The organism is Acidimicrobiia bacterium (assembly GCA_012959995.1).
GTDB lineage: Bacteria > Actinomycetota > Acidimicrobiia > Acidimicrobiales > MedAcidi-G1 > MedAcidi-G2B.
In genome coordinates this window covers 31246-50585 of the sequence record DUCC01000029.1, presented here as the reverse complement: position 1 = coordinate 50585, position 19340 = coordinate 31246, and the positions used below count along the sequence as shown (strand labels likewise).

13 protein-coding genes and 1 pseudogene are annotated in these 19340 nt (G+C 57.3%); 7 read left to right on the top strand and 7 right to left on the bottom strand.

Translation table 11 applies throughout. The features are described from left to right. Nucleotides 1–2 precede the first annotated feature (2 nt). Nucleotides 3–1646 carry a thiamine pyrophosphate-binding protein gene (locus EYQ49_08330; protein ID HIG25879.1) on the bottom strand — a complete coding sequence of 548 codons (1644 nt, stop codon included), beginning with the start codon at nt 1644–1646 and terminating at the stop codon, nt 3–5. A 215-nt stretch (nt 1647–1861) separates the two neighbouring features. Between EYQ49_08330 and EYQ49_08325 the strand changes: the two genes are divergently transcribed. The 4 genes from EYQ49_08325 to EYQ49_08310 are packed head-to-tail and all read left to right on the top strand — an operon-like array spanning nt 1862 to nt 5825. Then, nucleotides 1862–2806 carry an acyl dehydratase gene (locus EYQ49_08325; protein ID HIG25878.1) on the top strand — a complete coding sequence of 315 codons (945 nt, stop codon included), beginning with the start codon at nt 1862–1864 and terminating at the stop codon, nt 2804–2806. After that, a complete protein-coding gene (locus tag EYQ49_08320) occupies nt 2803–3504 on the top strand; it encodes a gamma-glutamyl-gamma-aminobutyrate hydrolase family protein (GenBank protein HIG25877.1) in 702 nt (233 codons plus the stop codon). The genes EYQ49_08325 and EYQ49_08320 overlap by 4 nt, the downstream gene beginning before the upstream one ends. Next, nucleotides 3501–4535 (top strand): 6-phosphofructokinase, encoded by a 1035-nt coding sequence (locus EYQ49_08315; protein ID HIG25876.1) that lies wholly within the window; start codon nt 3501–3503, stop codon nt 4533–4535. The genes EYQ49_08320 and EYQ49_08315 overlap by 4 nt, the downstream gene beginning before the upstream one ends. 42 nt (nt 4536–4577) lie before the next feature. Further along, complete coding sequence (locus tag EYQ49_08310; protein HIG25875.1) at nt 4578–5825, top strand: cytochrome P450; 1248 nt, start codon at nt 4578–4580, stop codon at nt 5823–5825. 21 nt (nt 5826–5846) lie between these two features. Here the strand turns inward: EYQ49_08310 and EYQ49_08305 are convergent, their stop codons facing one another. The 5 genes from EYQ49_08305 to EYQ49_08285 form a co-directional block, all read right to left on the bottom strand. After that, a complete protein-coding gene (locus tag EYQ49_08305) occupies nt 5847–7193 on the bottom strand; it encodes a glutamine synthetase (GenBank protein HIG25874.1) in 1347 nt (448 codons plus the stop codon). 6 nt (nt 7194–7199) lie between these two features. Then, the gene (locus tag EYQ49_08300; protein HIG25873.1) at nt 7200–8369 is read right to left on the bottom strand and encodes an iron-containing alcohol dehydrogenase; all 1170 of its coding nucleotides are present in this window, start codon (nt 8367–8369) and stop codon (nt 7200–7202) included. A gap of 27 nt (nt 8370–8396) precedes the next feature. After that, on the bottom strand, nt 8397–10154 hold the full coding sequence (gene xsc / locus EYQ49_08295) for a sulfoacetaldehyde acetyltransferase (protein HIG25872.1): 1758 nt from the start codon (nt 10152–10154) through the stop codon (nt 8397–8399). A 61-nt stretch (nt 10155–10215) separates the two neighbouring features. Further along, the gene (gene argE, locus EYQ49_08290; GenBank protein HIG25871.1) at nt 10216–11376 is read right to left on the bottom strand and encodes an acetylornithine deacetylase; all 1161 of its coding nucleotides are present in this window, start codon (nt 11374–11376) and stop codon (nt 10216–10218) included. 2 nt (nt 11377–11378) lie between these two features. Continuing rightward, nucleotides 11379–12560, bottom strand: coding sequence for a M24 family metallopeptidase (locus EYQ49_08285; protein HIG25870.1), 1182 nt, complete (start codon nt 12558–12560; stop codon nt 11379–11381). A gap of 165 nt (nt 12561–12725) precedes the next feature. On the opposite strand from EYQ49_08285, the pseudogene EYQ49_08280 reads away from it, so the two are divergent. Beyond that, a pseudogene (locus EYQ49_08280) lies at nt 12726–12830 on the top strand (arylmalonate decarboxylase). Next, nucleotides 12830–16429 (top strand): 5-oxoprolinase, encoded by a 3600-nt coding sequence (locus tag EYQ49_08275; GenBank protein HIG25869.1) that lies wholly within the window; start codon nt 12830–12832, stop codon nt 16427–16429. The pseudogene EYQ49_08280 and the gene EYQ49_08275 overlap by 1 nt, the downstream one beginning before the upstream one ends. Here EYQ49_08275 and EYQ49_08270 read toward each other — a convergent pair. Beyond that, nucleotides 16426–17655 carry a M24 family metallopeptidase gene (locus EYQ49_08270; protein ID HIG25868.1) on the bottom strand — a complete coding sequence of 410 codons (1230 nt, stop codon included), beginning with the start codon at nt 17653–17655 and terminating at the stop codon, nt 16426–16428. The genes EYQ49_08275 and EYQ49_08270 overlap by 4 nt on opposite strands. A 92-nt stretch (nt 17656–17747) precedes the next feature. On the opposite strand from EYQ49_08270, the gene EYQ49_08265 reads away from it, so the two are divergent. Further along, complete coding sequence (locus EYQ49_08265) at nt 17748–19334, top strand: glycerol-3-phosphate dehydrogenase/oxidase (GenBank protein ID HIG25867.1); 1587 nt, start codon at nt 17748–17750, stop codon at nt 19332–19334. The last annotated feature ends 6 nt before the right edge of the window (nt 19335–19340 follow it).

Genomic DNA, 19340 nt, shown 5'->3' with positions numbered 1-19340 from the left:
ACCTACTGGCCTTCACGCAACGATGCCACCGTGGACCACGGGGTTACCTGGTTGGGGTCCACCATAAGGTTCAGTAGCGCCCCGGTGGTTGAGGCGGAAGCTCGTTCAAATGCGCCAGCAAAATCTTGTGTGTTGGTTACTTGCTCGGCATAAAAACCGTAGGCCTGGGCCAGGGTCACGAAGTCGGGGTTGACAATGTCGGTACCCACCACCCGTCCCGGATGACGGCGCTCTTGATGCATACGGATGGTTCCGTAAGTGCTGTTGTTAACCACCAGCACTATGGGTTGCGCTGCTTCTTGTTGGGCGCTGCCGAGTTCTTGAATATTCATTTGCAAATCACCGTCACCGGCAAAACACACCACGGTGCGGTCAGGGTGCACCACTTTGGCGGCCACCGCAGCGGGCAGGCCATAGCCCATGGTGCCGTTTTGGGGGGCCAACAAAGTGGCCTCAGCCCCGTAGAGAAAAAACTTGTTGGGCCATACGGCAAAGTTGCCCGCCCCGTTGGTGATGATGACGTCAGCGGGCAGCACTGCTTGCAGGTGAGTGGTGACGGCTGCCATGTCGACCCCGGTGGCTGGGGCGGTTACTTGGTGGGTGCTTAAGAATCGTTGCCGGGCTTCGTTGCGCCAAATAGTTTTTGGCTGGTTTATTTTTGGTTCAGCAAGCAAAGCGGCCAGCAGAGCGTTGGGTCCGGCGTGCAAAGCCAGCGTGGGGACCACTACTTTGCCGAGTTCTTCTTGGGCGGCGTGGGCGTGCACTATTTTTTGATCAGGGTCGTTAAACAAGGTGTAGGCGCTGGTGGTCATTTCGCCAAAACGCACCCCAAGGGCCATCACCAGGTCGGCTTGGGCCAAAGTCTGACGTACCGGGCCGGGCATAGCTACCCCGGCTTCTCCGGCGTAACAGTCGCTGTTGTTGTCCATCAGGTCGTGGCGGCGAAAGGCCGCTACTACCGGGAGTTCGTTTTGTTCGGCCCATTGGCGCAGATGCTCCCGAGCCATGGTGGTCCATCCTCCCCCGCCAGCCAAGACCACCGGGCGTTGGGCTTGGTTGAGTAACTCTTGCCAGGCAGCAAGGTCTGCTGCGGTGGGCTGGGCTTGGTGAACTTCCAGAGGAGCCAGCGTGCTTACGGTGGTTTCGGCTCGTAAAACGTTTTCGGGGAGCGCCACCACCACCGGGCCGGGCCGACCCTCGGTGGCCACGGCAAATGCTTGGTTCATTATTTCTGGCAGGTCATCAACATTTTTTACTTCAACCACCCATTTGGCGAGGTCGGCAAAAAACGAGCAGTAATCCACTTCTTGAAAAGCTTCTTTGCCTTGATGATCGGTGGGTACCTGGCCGACGAGCAACACCATTGGGGTGGATCCTTGGTCAGCGGTGTGCACGCCGATTGATGCGTTGGTCGCCCCCGGGCCTCGGGTTACCAAACACACCCCGGGCCGGCCAGTTAGGCGACCGTAGGCTTCGGCCATGTAGGCGGCCCCTCCTTCTTGGCGGCAACCCACCAAACGAATGCTGGGCTGGTCGTGTAAAGCATCAAGTACTTCAAGGTATGACTCGCCGGGTACACAAAAGGCGGTGTCCACCCCGTGGGCTACTAAAGCGTCGACCACCAAACGGCCGCCATTAACTGTCATTTTTTCGTCCTATTAAATACACCACACATGCTGCAGCAAAAAGCCCGGCCGCGATGAGGTCTACAAGGTCGCCGTGACGCAGGGCCCCTAAAACAAAAAACCCAGAGCTCGCCAGAAACAGCCACCATGAAGTTCCTTCGGTTCGTGCACTCATTTCGTTAGTCTGGCACGGCCCAAACCACTTGAAGTGCTTCGCCTGCCCTAGATTTAACGTCATGACCGACGGCCCCTTTTTTGACGACCTGACTTCTGGAGACATCATTGCTCCGTTGCCGGCTCTGACGGTCACCCAAGCCGACAACGCTGTTTACCGGGCCATTACCGGAGACCAGCATTTAGCGACCGCCGACCATGGTCTTTATCAGCAAATGTCTGGCCGCTCAGCGGCCTTGGTCAACCCGGGTTTGGTTATGCAGATAGCTATTGGACAAACCACCAATGCCACACGAAAAGCTATCGCTAACCTTTATTACCGGTCGGTGGAGATTCTGCGGCCCGTTGAGGTCGGAGAAACCTTGGCGACCACCACCACGGTGTTGGGTTTACGTGATGCTTCTCCCAAGGGCGAACTCAATCGAGGCAAAGTATGGCTGGGCATTGAGACCCGGGCGGGTGCCGAGTTGGTGGTGCGCTACGAACGGGTGGCGTTGTTGCCTTGCCGAGCGGATGCTCCGGGCCACCAGGATGAAATCCCGGGCCCTGTTGACCCGGCTTCGTTAGATTCGTGGTCCAGCCTGGTGCCCGAGTGGGATCTTTCCGCTTTGCCGGTGACCGCTTGGGAGGTGGGCCAAGAGTGCATTGACCCACTGGCCGATCATGTTGATCTGGCTCCTGCTTTGGCTCGTTTGACCTTTAACCAGGCTGCTATTCATCGTGATGCGGAAGCCACAGTTTTTGACCAGCGGTTGGTCTACGGCGGGCACACCCAAGGGTTAGCTCAGGCTTCTCTGACCCGCATGTTGCCGGGTTTGGCCACCGTGGTCGGGTGGGATGGTTGCGACCATTTGGGCCCGGTTTTTGAAAGCGACCGTTTGGCTTTTCGCCACCGGTTAGTAGGTGCGCTGGATTTACCAGCCGGACGTTTATTGCGTTTTGAGGTGCGAGCCAGCCGCGACGGCGACGACCTGTTGTTGTGGACCCCTATCGTGGTGGCGGTATGACGAAACCACTTATTGGCATTTCTGGCAAGCAGGTCTTCGGGCGCGATGTGGCGGGCAATATTCCCAGTTTGTACGAGGCACCCGCCCACGTGTATTGGACAAATTATTCACAGGGCATCTTGTCCGCTGGAGGTATCCCGGTTTATCTGCCACTCAACATGGACCCTGCCGATGCCGTTGAACGCTGCGATGGTCTGCTCATGACCGGTGGTACCGACATTTCTCCTGATCTTTATGGCCAAGAGTCAACAACCGATGCCTTTGCCAAAGAACCACTCCGTGACTCGTTTGAGTTGGCTTTAATGGATGCCGCGGTGGAAGCGGCTTTACCGGTGTTGGGTATTTGCCGCGGGCATCAAATCATCAACGTGCACGCTGGTGGTTCGTTAAATCAGGACGTGCCCGAGCACGGGGCTTTCGACTTGCCCATAACTACCGAACGCCATGAGGTGGCTTTTGCTGAGGGTTCCGTTTTAGAAAGCATCTACCCGAAGCACCACAAGGTCAACTCGCTGCACCATCAAACGGTGGCTGATTTGGGTGATGGTGTGGTGGCTACCGCTTTTGACGAAGAGGGTTCGGTGGAGGGTTTAGAACGCCCGGGGTTACCGATTGTTTCGGTGCAGTGGCACCCGGAGATGATGACTACCCGCGATACGGACCCAGTTTTTGGATGGCTTATTAGCCGGTCCTCTTGAAGTTAGGCATTCTGACTGGCGGCGGCGATTGCCCCGGTTTGAACGCGGTTATTCGTGCTGTGGTGCGCAAAGCGGAGCGCGGCTTTGGCGACACCGTGGTGGGTTTTATGGATGGCTGGCGTGGGGTGATCGAGGACGACACCATGGTGTTAGATATTGAAACTTGCCGTGGCTTGCTGCCTCGTGGCGGCACCATTTTAGGCACCACGCGTCTCCAACCTTTTGGGGTGGATAATGGGGTAGAACGCTGCCGGGCCACCCTCCAAGCCCATGGGGTAGATGTCCTGTTGGTGATCGGTGGCGAGGGCACGCTTTCGGTTGCTCAAGGTCTTTACGAATTAGGTTTTCCGGTTATCGGTATTCCCAAAACCATTGATAACGACATTGGAGCCACCGAAATGACGTTCGGTTTTCAAACGGCGGTTGAGATTGCTACCGATGCCATTGACCGTCTGCACACCACGGCCGAGTCGCATGACCGGGTCATGGTGGTTGAGGTTATGGGCCGCCATGTGGGTCATATCGCTACCTGGGCGGGTATCGCCGGTGGAGCCACCGCTATTTTGATCCCCGAAGAACCGTTTGACATTGAAGAGATCAGTGCCGATGTGCGGGCCCGCCATGCCACGGGCCGTTTCGCTTCTACCATTGTGGTGGCCGAGGGGGCATTGCCGAAAGAAGGCACCTTGGAGGTTTCTCCCCCGGAGGTTGACCAGTTCGGCCATCAACGTTTGGGAGGTATTGCCAACGTGGTGGCGGCGGGCATTGAGGCTCGCACCAAGTTTGAAACTCGGGTCACCATTTTGGGGCATGTGCAGCGCGGCGGGACCCCCAATGCTTTTGATCGGGTGTTGTCTTCTCGTTACGGGGTGGCCGCCGTAGAGGCCGCTCATGATCAGGATTTTGGTTCTATGGTGGCTCTTCAAGCGAACCGCATGGTGCGGGTGCCTTTGGTCGAAGCGGTGGCCGAGTTGAAGTTTGTTGATGCCGGCTTGTGGTCCACCGCTAAAGATTTGTTCCGCGGTGCTTAGCCGACTTCTGATCGGCCTTCAGTTTCCGTCTACGCTGCATTTATGAAGCGTTCCCCTTTGGTCCACGATTTTGTAGATGTTGATTTGTGGGATCCCGCTACTTTTTCGGTGGGTCCTCCTTATGAAGCGTTCGCTGCCTTGCGTCAAAAAGCGCCGGTGGCTTTTCACCCAGAGCCGCCGCGTCGAGCGGGCGGCAAAGAGGGGCCGGGGTTTTGGTGCGTGACTCGCCATGCCGACATTGTGGAGATCTCTAAAGATGCTGGCACCTTTTCGTCGTGGGCCGGTGGTTTTACCGGGGCCGATATTAGCGGGGCGATACTTGAAGAAACCCGGTTGAACCTGATGGGTATGGACCCACCGGATCACACGGCTTTTCGGCGTTCTGTTCGAGCTCCTTTTGGTCCGGCGGTAACTCGGGACTTGGGTCAGCATGTGCAGCGTTTTGCTACCCAAATTGTTGATGCGGTGTCCGGCCAGAATGAAGTGGATTTTGTTGACAATGTTGCTTCAGAAATGCCTTTGTTGACTTTGTCGCACATGTTGGGGGTGGCGCCGGAAGATCGCCGCAAGTTTTATCATTGGTCAAACGCCATTATTGGCAACCATGACCCGGAGTTCGGGGGCACGGTCACCGATTTTTTAACGGCTAAAAATGAGTTGTTTGCTTACGGCCGTGAGGTCATTGCCGCCAAGCGTCAAAACCCTGATCACGGTTTGGTGTCTACGTTTATTTCTTCGAAAGTTGATGGTGTCCCTCTCGATGACGAGAAGATCATCTTGTTGTGGTTCTTGTTACTCATTGCCGGCAATGAAACCACTCGTTCGTCGTTAACTGGGGCTATGGAAATGCTGTCGGCCTTTCCCGAGCAGCGTGCCTTGCTGCTGAGTGACCTTGATGCCCACTTGCCGGGGTTCATTGAGGAGTCGTTGCGCTTCACTAACCCAGTGCTGCATTTTCGTCGTACCGCTACCAAAGATGTTGACCTCAACGGAGCACAGATAAAAGCCGGCGACAAGGTGATCTTGTGGTACCCGTCGGCTAACCGGGACGAAGCGGTTTTTGACCGACCAGAAGAGTTTGATTTAACTCGTTCACCGAATCTTCATGTGGCCTTCGGGTTTGGGGTGCACTTTTGTTTGGGGGCTCGGGTGGGCCGGTTGCAGATTGAAACCATGTTGCGAGAGTTACTAACCCGTTTGCCCGACATTGAGGTCAACGTGCCGGCGCAGCGTGCCCATTCCACTTTTTTGAACAGTCCGAAATCTTTAGGTGTTTGCTTTTCGGGCTAAAAACCTTTTCGAACTAAAAATCTAGATGCGTTCGAAGTAGCGGCGGTGTTCCCAGTCGGTTACCGCTTTTTGGTGGGCGGCGACTTCGCTGGCAAAAAAGTGGTGGTAGTGGTCGACTACCACGTCACCTAATAGTCGGCGGGCTTCGCTGCTGGCTCCAAATTGTGTATTAGCGGCTTCGAGGCTGTGGGGCACGGTGGGCAAATCGGTGGCGGCGTAAACGTCGCCTTTGAACTCATCGGGTGGCTCTATTTGGTTGGCTATGCCGTCGAGGCCGCTGGCTAGGGCCGCCGCAAACGCTAGGTAGGGGTTGACGTCGCCGCCGGGAATACGGTTTTCGATGCGTAGCCCTGAACCGGTTCCCACGATGCGAAAACCGGCGGTGCGGTTGTCGGTAGACCAGGCAATGCGGGTGGGTGCCCAAGAGGCATCTTGGTAACGCTTGTACGAGTTAACCGTGGGGGCGTAGCAGGGCATCAGGTCGGCGCAGTGGCGCATCCATCCACCGAGGAACCAGCGAAACAGGTCCGAGCGACCGTCGGGGCCGTCGCCTACAAAAGCGTTGGTGTCGCCTTGCCACAAGCTGAGATGCAGGTGGCAACTGTTGCCGGGTTGGTCGGCATCGGGTTTGGCCATGAAGGTCACGCTGACTCCTTGTTGGTCAGCGAGTTCTTTCATGGCTTGTTTCATGACTACGTGGCGGTCGGCCATGGTCAGCACGTCGGTGTAGCGAATGTTGAGTTCGTGTTGGCCAATGGCTGCTTCGCCTTTGGAGTTTTCTACTGGTACGCCCGAGGCGGTCAGTACTCGGCGGGCGGCTCCGACGTAATCTTCTACTCGGGCTCCTTGTAAGAGGTGGTAGTCCTCGACGTACCAGCCGGCGGCTTGTAGGTCTCGGTATCCCTTGGTGTGGGCTTCTTGGTAGGAGTCTCGGTAGAGAAAGAATTCCAGTTCGGAGGCGGCGGCGATGGTGAAGCCTGCTTGGGCTGCGGCGTCTACTTGGCGGCGCAAAATAGATCGGGGGGCTACTTCAACGAGTTGGTGGTCGTCGCCTTGGTGAATGTCGCACAATACAAATGCTGTGCCTTCGGTCCAGGCGGCTCGGCGCAAAGTGTCGAGGTCGGGCACTAGGTGAAAATCGCCGTATCCGCCGGCCCAGTTGGCGTAGTCGTAGCCTTCTACGGGTTCCATTTCCATGTCAACGGTGAGCAAATAGTCGCAGGCGTGGGTGCCGTCTTCGATGACTTCGCAGAAAAATTCGGCGTCGAATCGTTTGCCCATGGTGCGGCCGTAGTGGTCGGTGAAGCCCATTACTACGGTGTGGATGGTGCCGTCGGCTACGGAAACTTGGAGTTCGTCGGGGGTCATGGCGTTTTATCCTACGGCTAATGTGCCGTTACAGGCTGCGGTGAACACTTGGGCGGCAAATTCGGGGGTGCAAGGCAGCGGGTTGGTGCCCGCTGAGGGGTCTACGGCGGCCGCGGCAGAAATGGCGTCTACGGCGTTGGCGTCTACGCCGAGGTCCACCAAAGTGTGGGGCACGTCGAGGGCGGACCGCAGAGCCAAGAGGTGTTCCATGAACCCGTCGAAGCCGCCGGTGATGCCTGCGTAGGCGGCTAGGGACGCTATTTTTTCTTCTATGGCGGGTCGGTTGACTTCTAATACGTAGGGCATCACTACGGCGTTGGTCATGCCGTGGTGGGTGTCAAAGGTGGCGCCGATGGGGTGCGCTAAGGCGTGCATGGCTCCTAAACCTTTTTGGAAGGCCACGGCTCCCATGGCGGCGGCGGCCAGCATGGCGGTGCGGCTGTCGAGGTCTTCGGGGTTGGCGGCGACGCGGGGCAGGTGTTCGAGCACCAGGCGGCTGCCTTCGAGGCCGATGCCGTGAGCCATGGGGTGAAAGGTGGGGGCGCTTATCGCTTCGAGGGAATGCGAGAGTGCGTCGAGGCCGGTGCCGACGGTGAGCATGCGGGGTAGTCCGACCGTTAGTTCGGGGTCGCAGATGACTGCTTTGGGTAGCAATGCCGGGTGGAAGACAATGACTTTGCGGCCTTGAGTTTCGTTGATGACTACCCCGGCGCGTCCTACTTCGGACCCGGTGCCCGCGGTGGTGGGTACCGCTACTACTGGTGCGATGAGTTCCGCGTCGGCTCGAGTCCACCAGTCGTCGATGTCTTCGAAGTCCCAGAGGGGGCGGGTTTGGCCCGCCATGAGGGCCACTAATTTGCCAACGTCTAGGGCTGAACCACCGCCCAAGGCCACTACTCCGTTGTGGTCGCCACTTTTGTAGGCCGCTACGCCGGCGTCCACGTTGGCCCCCACGGGGTTGGCCCGGACATCGGTGAACACCCCGGCGGTTATCCCGTCGGCGGCCAGTGCTGCTTGGACCACGCCTAAGAGGGGTAGTTGGGCAATCCCGGGGTCGGTGACGATGAGTGGCCGGGTCATGCCAGCCGCTACACAGGCTTGGGGTAGTTCGCTAATGCGGCCCGCACCGATGCGTATTTGGGTGGGGAAACCCCAGGTTGCGTTAAGTTCAGTCATCCCCAAACGGTACCGGAGATAACTCGCCTACACGTAGTCGATGTATTGTTCGAGGTTGCGTACTGGTGTCGACAGGGCGTCTTTGCGAAACGGCGCACCGAGTTCTTTGGTGCACATGATTTCGATGACCGTGGTGACTCCGTCGTTCATTTGTGCTTCTATGGCTGCGGTGAGTGCGGGGCCTACTTCTTCAAGTTCGTTGACCCGTACGCCTTGGGCACCCATGGCTCGGGCGATTTCTGAGTAGTCTTCGCCGCCGTCGAGTTCTCCGGCTACGAAACGGCGACCGTAGAAGTCCACTTGATTTTTCTTTTCGGCGCCCCATTGGCGGTTGTGAAATACCACGGCGGTCACGGGAATGTCGTGGCGTACGGCGGTCATTAGTTCGCTCATGCTCATGGCCCAAGCTCCGTCGCCGGCGTAAGAAATGGCGGGGCGGTCGGGGGCGGCTGCTTTGGCGCCGATGATGGTGGGTAGGGCGTAGCCGCAGTTGCCCCAACTCATGGCGGCAAAGAAGGAGCGTGGTTCTTCGAAGCGCAGGTAACTGTTGGCTACCGAGTTGATGTTGCCAATGTCGGTGGACACCATGGCTCGGGCTGGCATGGCTTTTTCAAGTTCACGCAATACTTGGCGGGGGTGCAGCCAGTTGTCTGGTTCGTCGATGGCTTCTTTAATCATTTCGATGCTGAAGTCATCAGTTTCATGGGTCCAGTCGTCGAGTTCGGCTTCCCATGTTTCTTTTTCTTGGGCGGTGCGGGCAGCGCGTTCTTCTCGGGTGGCGTCGCAGGCCAACGTGCGGTCGGCTAAGCGATCGGTTAGTGCTCGGGCCGAGGCACCGGCGTCGCCGCAGATACCGACGGAGATTTTCTTTACCAGGCCCAGCATTTTTTGGTCGGCGTCCACTTGGATGATTTTGGCGTTGGCGGGCCAGTAGTCCATGTCGTGTTGGGGCAGGGTGCCGAAGGGGCCTAAGCGGGTACCGAGGGCCAGTACTACGTCGGCTTGGGCAATGAGTTTCATGGCGGCTTTGGAGCCTTGGTAGCCGAGAGGGCCACACCATTGTGGGTGGCTGGCGGGGAAGGAGTCGTTGTGGAGGTAACTGTTTACAACTGGGCAACCGAGGCGTTCGGCCAGCGCTATGGCGTCGTCCATGGCATCGCCCATCACTACCCCGCCGCCAGAAATAAGTACCGGGAATTCTGCTTGGGCCAAAAGGTCGGCGGCTTCGTTGAGGGTGCGTTCGCCGCCGGGGCCACGATCGAGGCGCATGGGTTCGGCGATTTCTACATCAATGTCGCCGTAGAAGCGGTCGCGGGGAATGTTGAGTTGGGTGGGGCCCATTTCTGACATGGCCCGGTCGAAGCAGCGGGCGGTTATTTCGGCCATGCGGTGTTCGTTGTTGATGTGGCCTTGGTATTTGGTGAATTCTTGAAACATGGGGAGTTGGTTGGCTTCTTGGAAGCCGCCCAGGCCGATGCCCATGGTGCCGGTTTCGGGGGTGACGATAACTACCGGGCTGTGGGCCCAGAAGGCGGCGGCGATGGCCGTAACGCAGTTGGAGATGCCGGGGCCGTTTTGGCCGACCACTACACCGTGGCGGCCGCTTACTCGGGCGTAGCCGTCTGCCATGTGGGCGGCGCCTTGTTCGTGCACTACGGGGACGAGGCGAATGCCAGCGGGGGCAAAAATGTCCATGGCGTCCATGAAAGCTGAACCCATGATGCCAAAGGTGGTGTCAACGCCGTTTGCCACCATGGTCTCGACGAAGGCTTCGCTGGGGGTCATTTTGGTCATGGGTTTCTCCGAGGTTGATCAACTATGTTGGCAAATCGCCGTAAGTGAGAGACTATAACGTTTTCGTGAGGATATCTAGTCCTAGTTTTTCTAAGGCCTCAAGGCACGCTTCGAGGTCACTCAAAGCCACCGATTCGTCAGGCTTATGGGCCACCTCAATGTCACCTGGCCCCCACACCACTGCCGGCACCCCCGCTGCTTGAAAAAGCCCTGCTTCGGTTCCGTAAGACACCACCTCAACCGGGTTTTCCCCCAACAACTCCCCCATAAGCAACAAAGCGGGGGAACCCTCGGCGAACTCCAACCCGCGCACCTCGCACACTGTTTCAGTTTCTATGGCCGCCTCAGGGTGCGTCTGACGCATCTCAGCCACCAATACTTCTGTAGCGGCCGCCAGTTCGGTACGCACAAAGTCGGCATCAGAATCTTGGATAGGGCGCATTTCCCACTCCACCACGCAGTCTCCGGCCACCGTGCAGCGGGCTATACCCCCAGAAATAACCCCCGCGTTTACCGTGCTCGAGGGCGGATGATAAGGGCTGTCGGTTGGTGCCAAGGCCGGCAAGGCTGCACCAAGTTCAAGAAGTCGAGCAATAAAGCGCACCGCATAATGCACGGCGCTGACTGCTTCGTCGGGCAGTGAACTATGGCCATTTATTCCGGTAAAGGTGGTGGTGTATTCAAAGCACCCTTTATGAGCACCAACCACTCGGAGGCCGGTTGGCTCACCAATGATGACCGCCGCTGGGGTGGGCCCGTTGCGCACCAATTCTTCTAAAAGGATGGGTGCCCCATGAAAGCCGTCTTCTTCGTCGAAGGTCAAAGCAATGTGCAGCGGTCGTTTTAGGTCCAATGCCGCATAGCGAGGCGCCATAGCCAACACGCAAGCAATAAACCCTTTCATGTCGGCCGTACCTCGCCCGTAAACACGGCCTTGGCGATAGTCGGTAGTAAACGGTGGGGTGGCCCAGTCGGCGGGGTCTACCGGCACCACGTCACTGTGCCCAGAGAGCACTATCCCTCCGTTGCCTTCTGGCCCCAAAGTGGCGAAGAGGTTTGCCTTGGTTTGGTCTGGGCTGTGCGTCAAGGTAAGGCGCGCCCCCAAAGGTTCAAGGTAGTTCACCACATAATCAATGAGATCCAAATTGGGGGTCAAAGCCACCGACTCAAAAGCGATCAAGTCATCAAGAATTTTTAGCGTGTCGTCCAGCATGGCTATTTCACAAAGAGTTTGCGCGGCAGGTCGGCAAACACTTCAGGGGCCCCTTCAGCAGAGACGGCGAAACTTTCGGTTATTTCTAGCCCCCAGTCGTCCATCCAGATACCGGGCATGAAATGAAAAGTCATGCCCGGTTTCAAAATGGATTCGTCGGTACCCCGTAATGAAATGGTGCGCTCTCCCCAGTCGGGTGGGTAACTCAAACCAATGGGGTAACCGCAGCGGGCGTCGCGCTCAATGCCGGCTTTGGCTAACTCGTCGTGTAGGGCATTCGCTATATCGCATGCCCGGTTGCCGGGTAGAGCGACTGCTAGCCCGGCTTCTAGCCCTGACACCAGCGCTTTTTCAGCTTCGACCATTTTTTGCGGCGGCGTACCCAAATACACCGACCGACACAGCGGCACGTGGTAGCGGCGGTGGCAGCCGGCCAATTCAAAAAAGGTCCCCGCCTCGTTTTCGAACGGTTTGTCGTTCCAGGTGAGGTGCGCTGCCGAAGCGTCAGCCCCAGTGGGCATGAGCGGAACCATGGCCGGGTAGTCGCCGCCAAATTCATCGGTGCCAGAGATTGCTGTGTGGTACACCTCAGCCACCAAATCGTTTTTTCGTAATCCAGGCTCAACCAGTTCAAGAATTCGGTTATGCATATTTTCGACAATGGTGGCAGCGCGACGCATATAAACCAGTTCTTGCGCCGACTTCACGGCCCGTTGCCAGTTAATAAGCGCCGTAGCGTCAACCACGGTGGCTTCGGGCAAACCAGCCAACAAATGGCCATGGGAAGCCGCCGAATAATAGTAATTGTCAAGTTCCACCCCAATGGTGGCCTGACTAAAACGAGAGGCGACCAATAAGGCCGCCAAGTGTTGGAAAGCGTGGCGTTCGGTGGACATCACGTGATCGTCGGAGTAAGCCACGATGTGACGTTCGTCCATGTAGACAGTGCGGAGTGCCCCTTTGGCGTCCATGCCTCGACCCCACCAGATGGGGTCATCGTCGAGGGTAACGATGACGGCTTGGGGCGTATAAAAAGACCAGCCGTCGTACCCGGTTAGCCAAGACATGTTGGAAGGGTCCGTGGTTACCACCACATCAAGGCCGTGGTTTTCCATGGACTGGCGTACCTTGGTTAACCGAGCGGCGTACTCTTCTCGGCTAAAATTTAGTTCAACATCTGGCATCGCTCTACCCCTTCGGCCTTTACCGGCAATCATGGCAACGTAGTGCATCCCCGTCAATATCGCCAGCAAAGACAAATATTCCGGTCAAACCAACCCGCGCTGACCTTCGTGCTTTTTACCTTTGTTGCACTTGTGCCCTCGGGATTGGTAACTCTGTGCGAGGACAGGCCTTGCGTGTCGTCTAACCAAGCCATGTTGTGGCATTGTTTACGCTTGGCCGGCATAGATGACCGGCTTGAGGGTTTAGGCGTTTTGTTTCGGGAGCATTGATGAGCGGTTGGCAATTTTGGATAGATCGAGGCGGGACCTTTACCGATGTGGTAGCGCGCCGCCCCGATGGCACCACGGTGACTCATAAGTTGTTGTCGGAAAATCCTCGTCATTATGACGATGCGGCTATTGCTGGCATTCGCCATTTGTTGGGTGTAGGCCACGGCGAACCCTTGCCCGCCGAAGCCATTGATGCCGTAAAAATGGGTACCACGGTAGCCACCAATGCCTTGTTGGAACGCCAAGGTGAGCCCACTGTTTTGTTTACCACCAAGGGCTTTGCTGATGCCCTGCGTATCGGTTACCAAGCGCGGCCTGAGTTGTTTGCCTTAGACATTGTTTTACCCGAAATGCTTTACCAAGAAGTTGTTGAAGTTGATGAGCGGGTGACGGCTCAGGGCGAGGTTCTTACGGCCCTTGATTTAGCTGCAGCACGTGTTGCCCTGCAAGCCGCCCAAGATGCTGGCTTTGACTCAATAGCTATTGCTTTGTTGCATGGCTATCGCTACACCGAACACGAAGCGGCGCTTGGAGCTTTGGCTCGCCAATTGGGCTTTAGTCAGGTGTCGGTTAGCCACGAGGTGAGCCCGTTGATGAAGCTGGTTTCTCGAGGCGACACCACGGTGGTCGATGCTTACTTGTCCCCCATTTTGCGTCGTTACGTCAACCAAGTTGATAGCCAACTGCGTCCCGATGGGCAAGGGCCGCGGCTCATGTTTATGCAGTCCAACGGTGGCCTGACCGATGCTCACCATTTTCAAGGCAAAGATGCTTTGCTTTCTGGGCCGGCGGGTGGTGTGGTGGGCATGGTGCGTACCGCTGAAGCAGCGGGTTTTGATCGACTGATCGGTTTCGACATGGGCGGTACTTCCACCGACGTGTCGCATTACGCCGGTGAGCTTGAGCGCACTCATGAAACGCAGGTGGCGGGGGTGCGGGTGCGGGCTCCCATGATTCACATTCATACGGTGGCCGCGGGTGGCGGGTCGATTCTGCATTTTGATGGGGCGCGCTTGCGGGTGGGCCCCGATTCGGCGGGTGCCGACCCGGGCCCGGCTTGTTACGGCAACGGCGGCCCGTTGGCTATCACCGATGCCAACGTATTGTTGGGTCGTTTGCGCCCAGAGTTTTTCCCACAAGTTTTTGGCCCGCAAGGCGACCAGCCTTTAGATGTCGCCACGGTGCGTCAACAATTTGATGCTTTGGCCGACACTATTTCTGCTGCTTCTGGGGTGAGGCAAACCCCTGAGTCCATTGCCGAGGGTTTTCTTTCTATTGCCGTAGAAAACATGGCTAATGCCATTAAGAAAATCTCTGTGCAGCGGGGCTATGACATCACTTCGTACACCTTGGTTTGTTTTGGTGGGGCGGGCGGGCAGCACGCTGGACTGGTGGCTGATCGTCTGGGTATTTCTCGTATTCACCTGCACCCTCATGCCGGGGTGCTTTCGGCTTTAGGTATTGGGTTGGCCGATATACGCCAGGTGGTTGACGGCTCGGTTGAAGCCAATTTGGATCATGATCTTTTAGCCGGTTTGGCTGCCCGTTGGGCACAAATGGAAGCTGATGGTCGGGCCACGGTGGCTAGCCAGGGGGTTGCCGAGGATCGCATTTCTGCGGTACGTCGTCTGGGTTTGCGTTACGCCGGTTCGGATACTGCGTTGTCGGTGGATGCTGGTTCGGTGGCCGAGGTGCAGGCCGCTTTTGAAGAGCAGCATCGGGCCCGTTTTGGTTTTATTTCGCCCGAAAAAACTCTCGTCGTAGAGTCCATGCAGGTGGAGACCGTGGGGGCCACCGATGCTGTGGACTTGGTGCCGGAGGCTGCTGCTCCCGGAGCCGGCCAGCAAGGAGTGTTCTCCACAGTCATGGCGAGCCAAAGCCGTGACACGGTGTTTGTTGATCGTTCTTCGTTGACTCCAGGGCAGCCTTTGGCTGGCCCGGCCGTGTTGTTAGAAGAAACCGGCACCACCGTGGTCGAACCGGGATGGGCCGCTACTGCGCAAACCAACGGCGACTTAGTGCTTGAAAGAGTAGAGGCGCTACCCGCTCAGGTAGCGGTGGGCACCACCGTTGACCCCGTGCAGTTGGAGATCTTCAACAACTTATTTATGAACATCGCCGAGCAAATGGGGGTGGTGTTAGAGAACACGGCGGCTTCGGTCAACATTAAGGAACGGCTGGATTTTTCGTGCGCCATTTTTGACCCCAGCGGCGAGTTGATCGCCAACGCCCCGCATATGCCGGTGCATTTGGGTTCAATGAGTGAATCCATTAAGTCAATTATTCGCCAGAACCCGCACATGAACCCGGGCGATGTGTACGTGATGAACGCTCCGTACAACGGCGGCACCCATCTGCCTGATATTACGGTGATTAAGCCGGTGTTTAACGATGCGGAAACCGAAGTGATTTTTTATGTTGCTTCGCGGGGCCACCATGCGGATGTGGGTGGCCGGGTGCCCGGGTCGGCCCCGGCGGATTCCACCACGGTGGACGAAGAGGGCGTGTTGATCGACAACTTGTTGCTGGTTTCGCAAGGTCGTTTTCTTTATGACGAGATTCATGCCGTGTTAACGGGTGGCCGTTGGCCGGCTCGTAACGCAGAGCAAAACATTGCCGATTTACAAGCCCAGGTGGCGGCTTGCGAAAAAGGCACCACCGAGTTGCGGCAGGTCATCGACCATTACAGCCTCGAGGTGGTGCACGCCTATATGGGCCATGTCAAAGATAACGCCGAAGAGTCGGTACGGCGAGTTATTGATGCCTTGACCGATTCGTCGTTTACTTACCGAATGGATGATGGCCATCAGGTTTCGGTGACCATTACCGTGGACCACGCTGACCGTTCGGCCTGTATTGATTTCACTGGTACCAGCGACACGCACCCCGGCAACTTCAATGCTCCTTCTTCTATTGCCCATGCGGCGGTGCTTTATGTGTTTCGCTGTTTGGTCAACGATGACATTCCTTTGAACGCCGGGTGCATGAAGCCTTTGCAGGTGGTTTTGCCTGATGAGTCGATGATTAACCCGTCGTACCCGGCGGCCGTGATTGCCGGCAATGTTGAAACCAGCCAGGTGGTGGTGGACACTTTATTTGGGGCGGTCGGGGTGTTGGCTGCGCCACAGGGGACGATGAATAACTTTATTTGGGGCAACGACGACTACCAAAACTATGAAACCATTTGTGGCGGTTCAGGGGCCACTGCTCGGGCCGATGGCTGCGATGCGGTCCATACCCATATGACGAACTCTCGGTTAACCGACCCGGAAGTTTTGGAGTGGCGTTTTCCGGTGAGACTTGAAACTTTTCATATCCGGCGAGGGTCTGGCGGGGCGGGAAAGCACCGGGGCGGCGACGGCACGGTGCGTCGAGTGTTTTTTGAAGAAGCCATGGAGGTCAACGTGTTGTCGGGTCATCGGGTGGTGCCGCCTTACGGGGTGGATGGCGGGTTGCCGGGGGCGGTGGGTCACACCCGGTTGATTGCTGCCGATGGCACGATCACCGAGTTTGGGGCCAGTGCTCAAACCAACGTGGTAACGGGCGATCGTATAGAAATAGAAACCCCGGGTGGCGGCGGTTTCGGCTCGCCGAGTTAGCCGTCGATGATGTTGTGGTCCGGGCCGTAGGGGAAGCCGGTAATATTTTCGGCATCTTGGTCGCCGATAATCAAAATGTCGTGTTCGCGGTAACCGCCGGCGCCGGGTTGGCCGTCGGGGATAGCGATCATGGGTTCCATGGAAACCACCATGCCGGGTTCCAGTATTGTTTCTACGTCTTCGCGTAGTTCTACCCCGGCTTCTCGGCCGTAGTAGTGGCTGAGCACCCCGAAGCTGTGGCCGTAACCAAATGAGCGGTATTGCAGCAGGTCGTAACTGCGGTAAATGTCGTTGAGTTCGGCGGCAATGTCGCAGCAGCGGGCGCCGGGCACAATGAGTTCGAGACCCCGTTCGTGCACTTCGACGTTTATTTCCCAGAGTCGAAGGTGTTCGTCGCTGGTCACGTGGTCGCAAAACAGGGTGCGTTCCAGCGCCGTGTAGTAACCGAAGATCATGGGGAAGGTATTGATAGACAATATGTCACCCGATTCAATCAGTTTGTTGGTGACCGGGTTGTGGGCGCCATCGGTGTTGATGCCCGATTGGAACCAGGTCCACGTGTCCATGAGTTCTACAAAGGGGAAACTTTGGGAGATCTCGCGCACCATGGCTTGGGTGGTAGCGAGGGCTACTTCGTGTTCGGGCACCCCGGCGGCCACTGCTTCTACGCAGGCGGCGGCGCCCAGATCGCAGATGCGGGTGCCGTGGCGAATCAGGTCGTGTTCTTCGGGGGATTTAATGGTGCGCATCCACATGGTGGCGGCGCCTATGTCGACCAGTTCTACGCCGTCGAGTTCAGTTTGTAGGGCTTGGAATTGTTCCACGCTGAGGTGGTCGAACTCGACGCCTAAGCGTTTGGCGCCTTTGAGTAGTGAGCGCACTGCTTGGTAGTAGTTGTCTCGTCGCCAGTCGGAGTACACCACGTTGTCGCCGTGGGTGCGTCGCCATGGTTGGCCGCCGTCGATGCCTGCAGAAATGGTGGTGGCCGCTTGAGCGTCGATGACCATGCCGTATTTACGCCCGAAGTAGCAGTACAGCCAACCGGAGTAGTAGCAGATGTTGTGAAAAGAGGTCAGCAGACAGGCATCAATATTTTCGGCGTCAAGGTGAGCACGTAATGCGTTTTGTCGACGGTCCATTTCGGCGGCCGAAAACGGTGACCATTCTTTTTCTCCCCACGCCCATCGGGTGACGTGGACCATGTCGTCGGTGTTTGGTTGCTTCATGCGGTTCCTCTCGTTCTTATTTGGTGCAGATTAGCAAGGGTTTTGCCTGTCTTGGATTTTTCTCCTTCTGGTTCGTGCCCTAGAGTGAGGCCATGGTTTCTTTGTTGCCGGTGGGGCGCCCCCAAGATTTGGATAACCGCCACCGGGCTGCCCTGTTTGCTCGGGTCGAGGAGCAAACCTTTGACATAGTAGTGGTCGGCGGGGGCATTACCGGGGCCGGTATTGCTCGGTCGGCAGCCAGCCGGGGGCTTTCGGTGGCTTTGGTGGAGGCCCAAGATTTAGCGTCGGGCACCAGCAGTCGGAGTTCCAAGATGATTCACGGCGGGGTGCGTTATTTGGCCCAGGGCGATTTGGGCTTGGTCCGTGAGGCGGCTCAAGAGCGTCAGGTGTTGCGCCGGGTGGCTCCGCATTTAACACGGCGTATCGGTTTTTTGTTACCTACCCGTTCGGCGGCTGGGCAGGCCAAGTTTCGTAGCGCCATGTGGACCTTTGAGAAACTGGGCAAGGTACCGAACGAAGATCACCATGAAGTGTGGAGCCTTGATGACCTTCACCAGCAAGAACCTTTGGCGGCTATTGAGGGCAGCAATGGGGCGGTGCGGTATTTTGAGTTCGTTACCGATGATGCCCGGTTGACGCTGGCTAATGCTCGGTCAGCGGCCCGAGACGGAGCCTTGATTCTTACTTACGCTCCGGCCGTTGAGTTTTTGCAAGAAAATGGCCGGGTGGTCGGCGTGCGGGTAGAGGGTGCGCTGCCTCAAGAATCTTTGGCGGCCACGTTGCGGGCTCGGGTAGTTATTAACGCTGCTGGCCCTTGGGTTGATGCGGTGCGGGCTTTAGAAGATCCTGCGCAGGCCCCGCGTTTGACTTTGACCAAAGGTATCCATTTGGTGGTGCCTCATGAAAGGTTGCCGCTCAACAACACGGTTTTGATGACCACCACCGATAAGCGCAGTGTGTTTGCTGTGCCTCGAGGGGCGGTTACTTATTTGGGCACCACTGACACTTTTTATGCCGAAAATAACCGCTGGCCTGAGGTAACCGCGGAAGATGTGGATTACCTTTTGGCGGCCGCCAACCGTAGTTTTACCGGCCCGCCGCTTCAGCGTTCTGAGGTCATCGGTAGTTGGGCCGGGTTACGGCCGTTGATCGCCGAGGCCGGTAAGAAGCCTTCGGAGATTTCTCGCCGTAACGAACTGTGGACCGGCCCCGGTGGGGTGTTGACCATGGCCGGCGGCAAGTTGACTGCTTATCGTTCTATGGCAGAGCGGGTAGTTGACCAGGTGGTGGAAACCTTGGGGGTGACTGCTCGCCCCGACGACACCGACCAGCAGTCCTTAGTGGGTGGCGATGTAGCGATCGCTGAGCGGAACCGCTGGCTTGACCTCTACGGCGATGAAGCCGCCGCGGTACTTAACGATGGCGGCGATGTGGCCGCTGAGGTGCGCCAAGCGGTGCTGCGTGAAGGTGCTGTCCGGTTGGAAGATTTTTGGGTACGTCGGGTGCCTCGAGCTTTTTTTGCTTTGGATGGCGGGCAAAGCATCCTGGCATCAGCGGCAGCCGAGATGGGCCGCTTGCTGGGTTGGTCTGGTGAACGCCTTGACCAGGAACTAGATACTTGCCTTCAACGTCACACCGCCGACCATGCTTTGTTCACCGATTCTTTACCCACCGACTAAGGACTC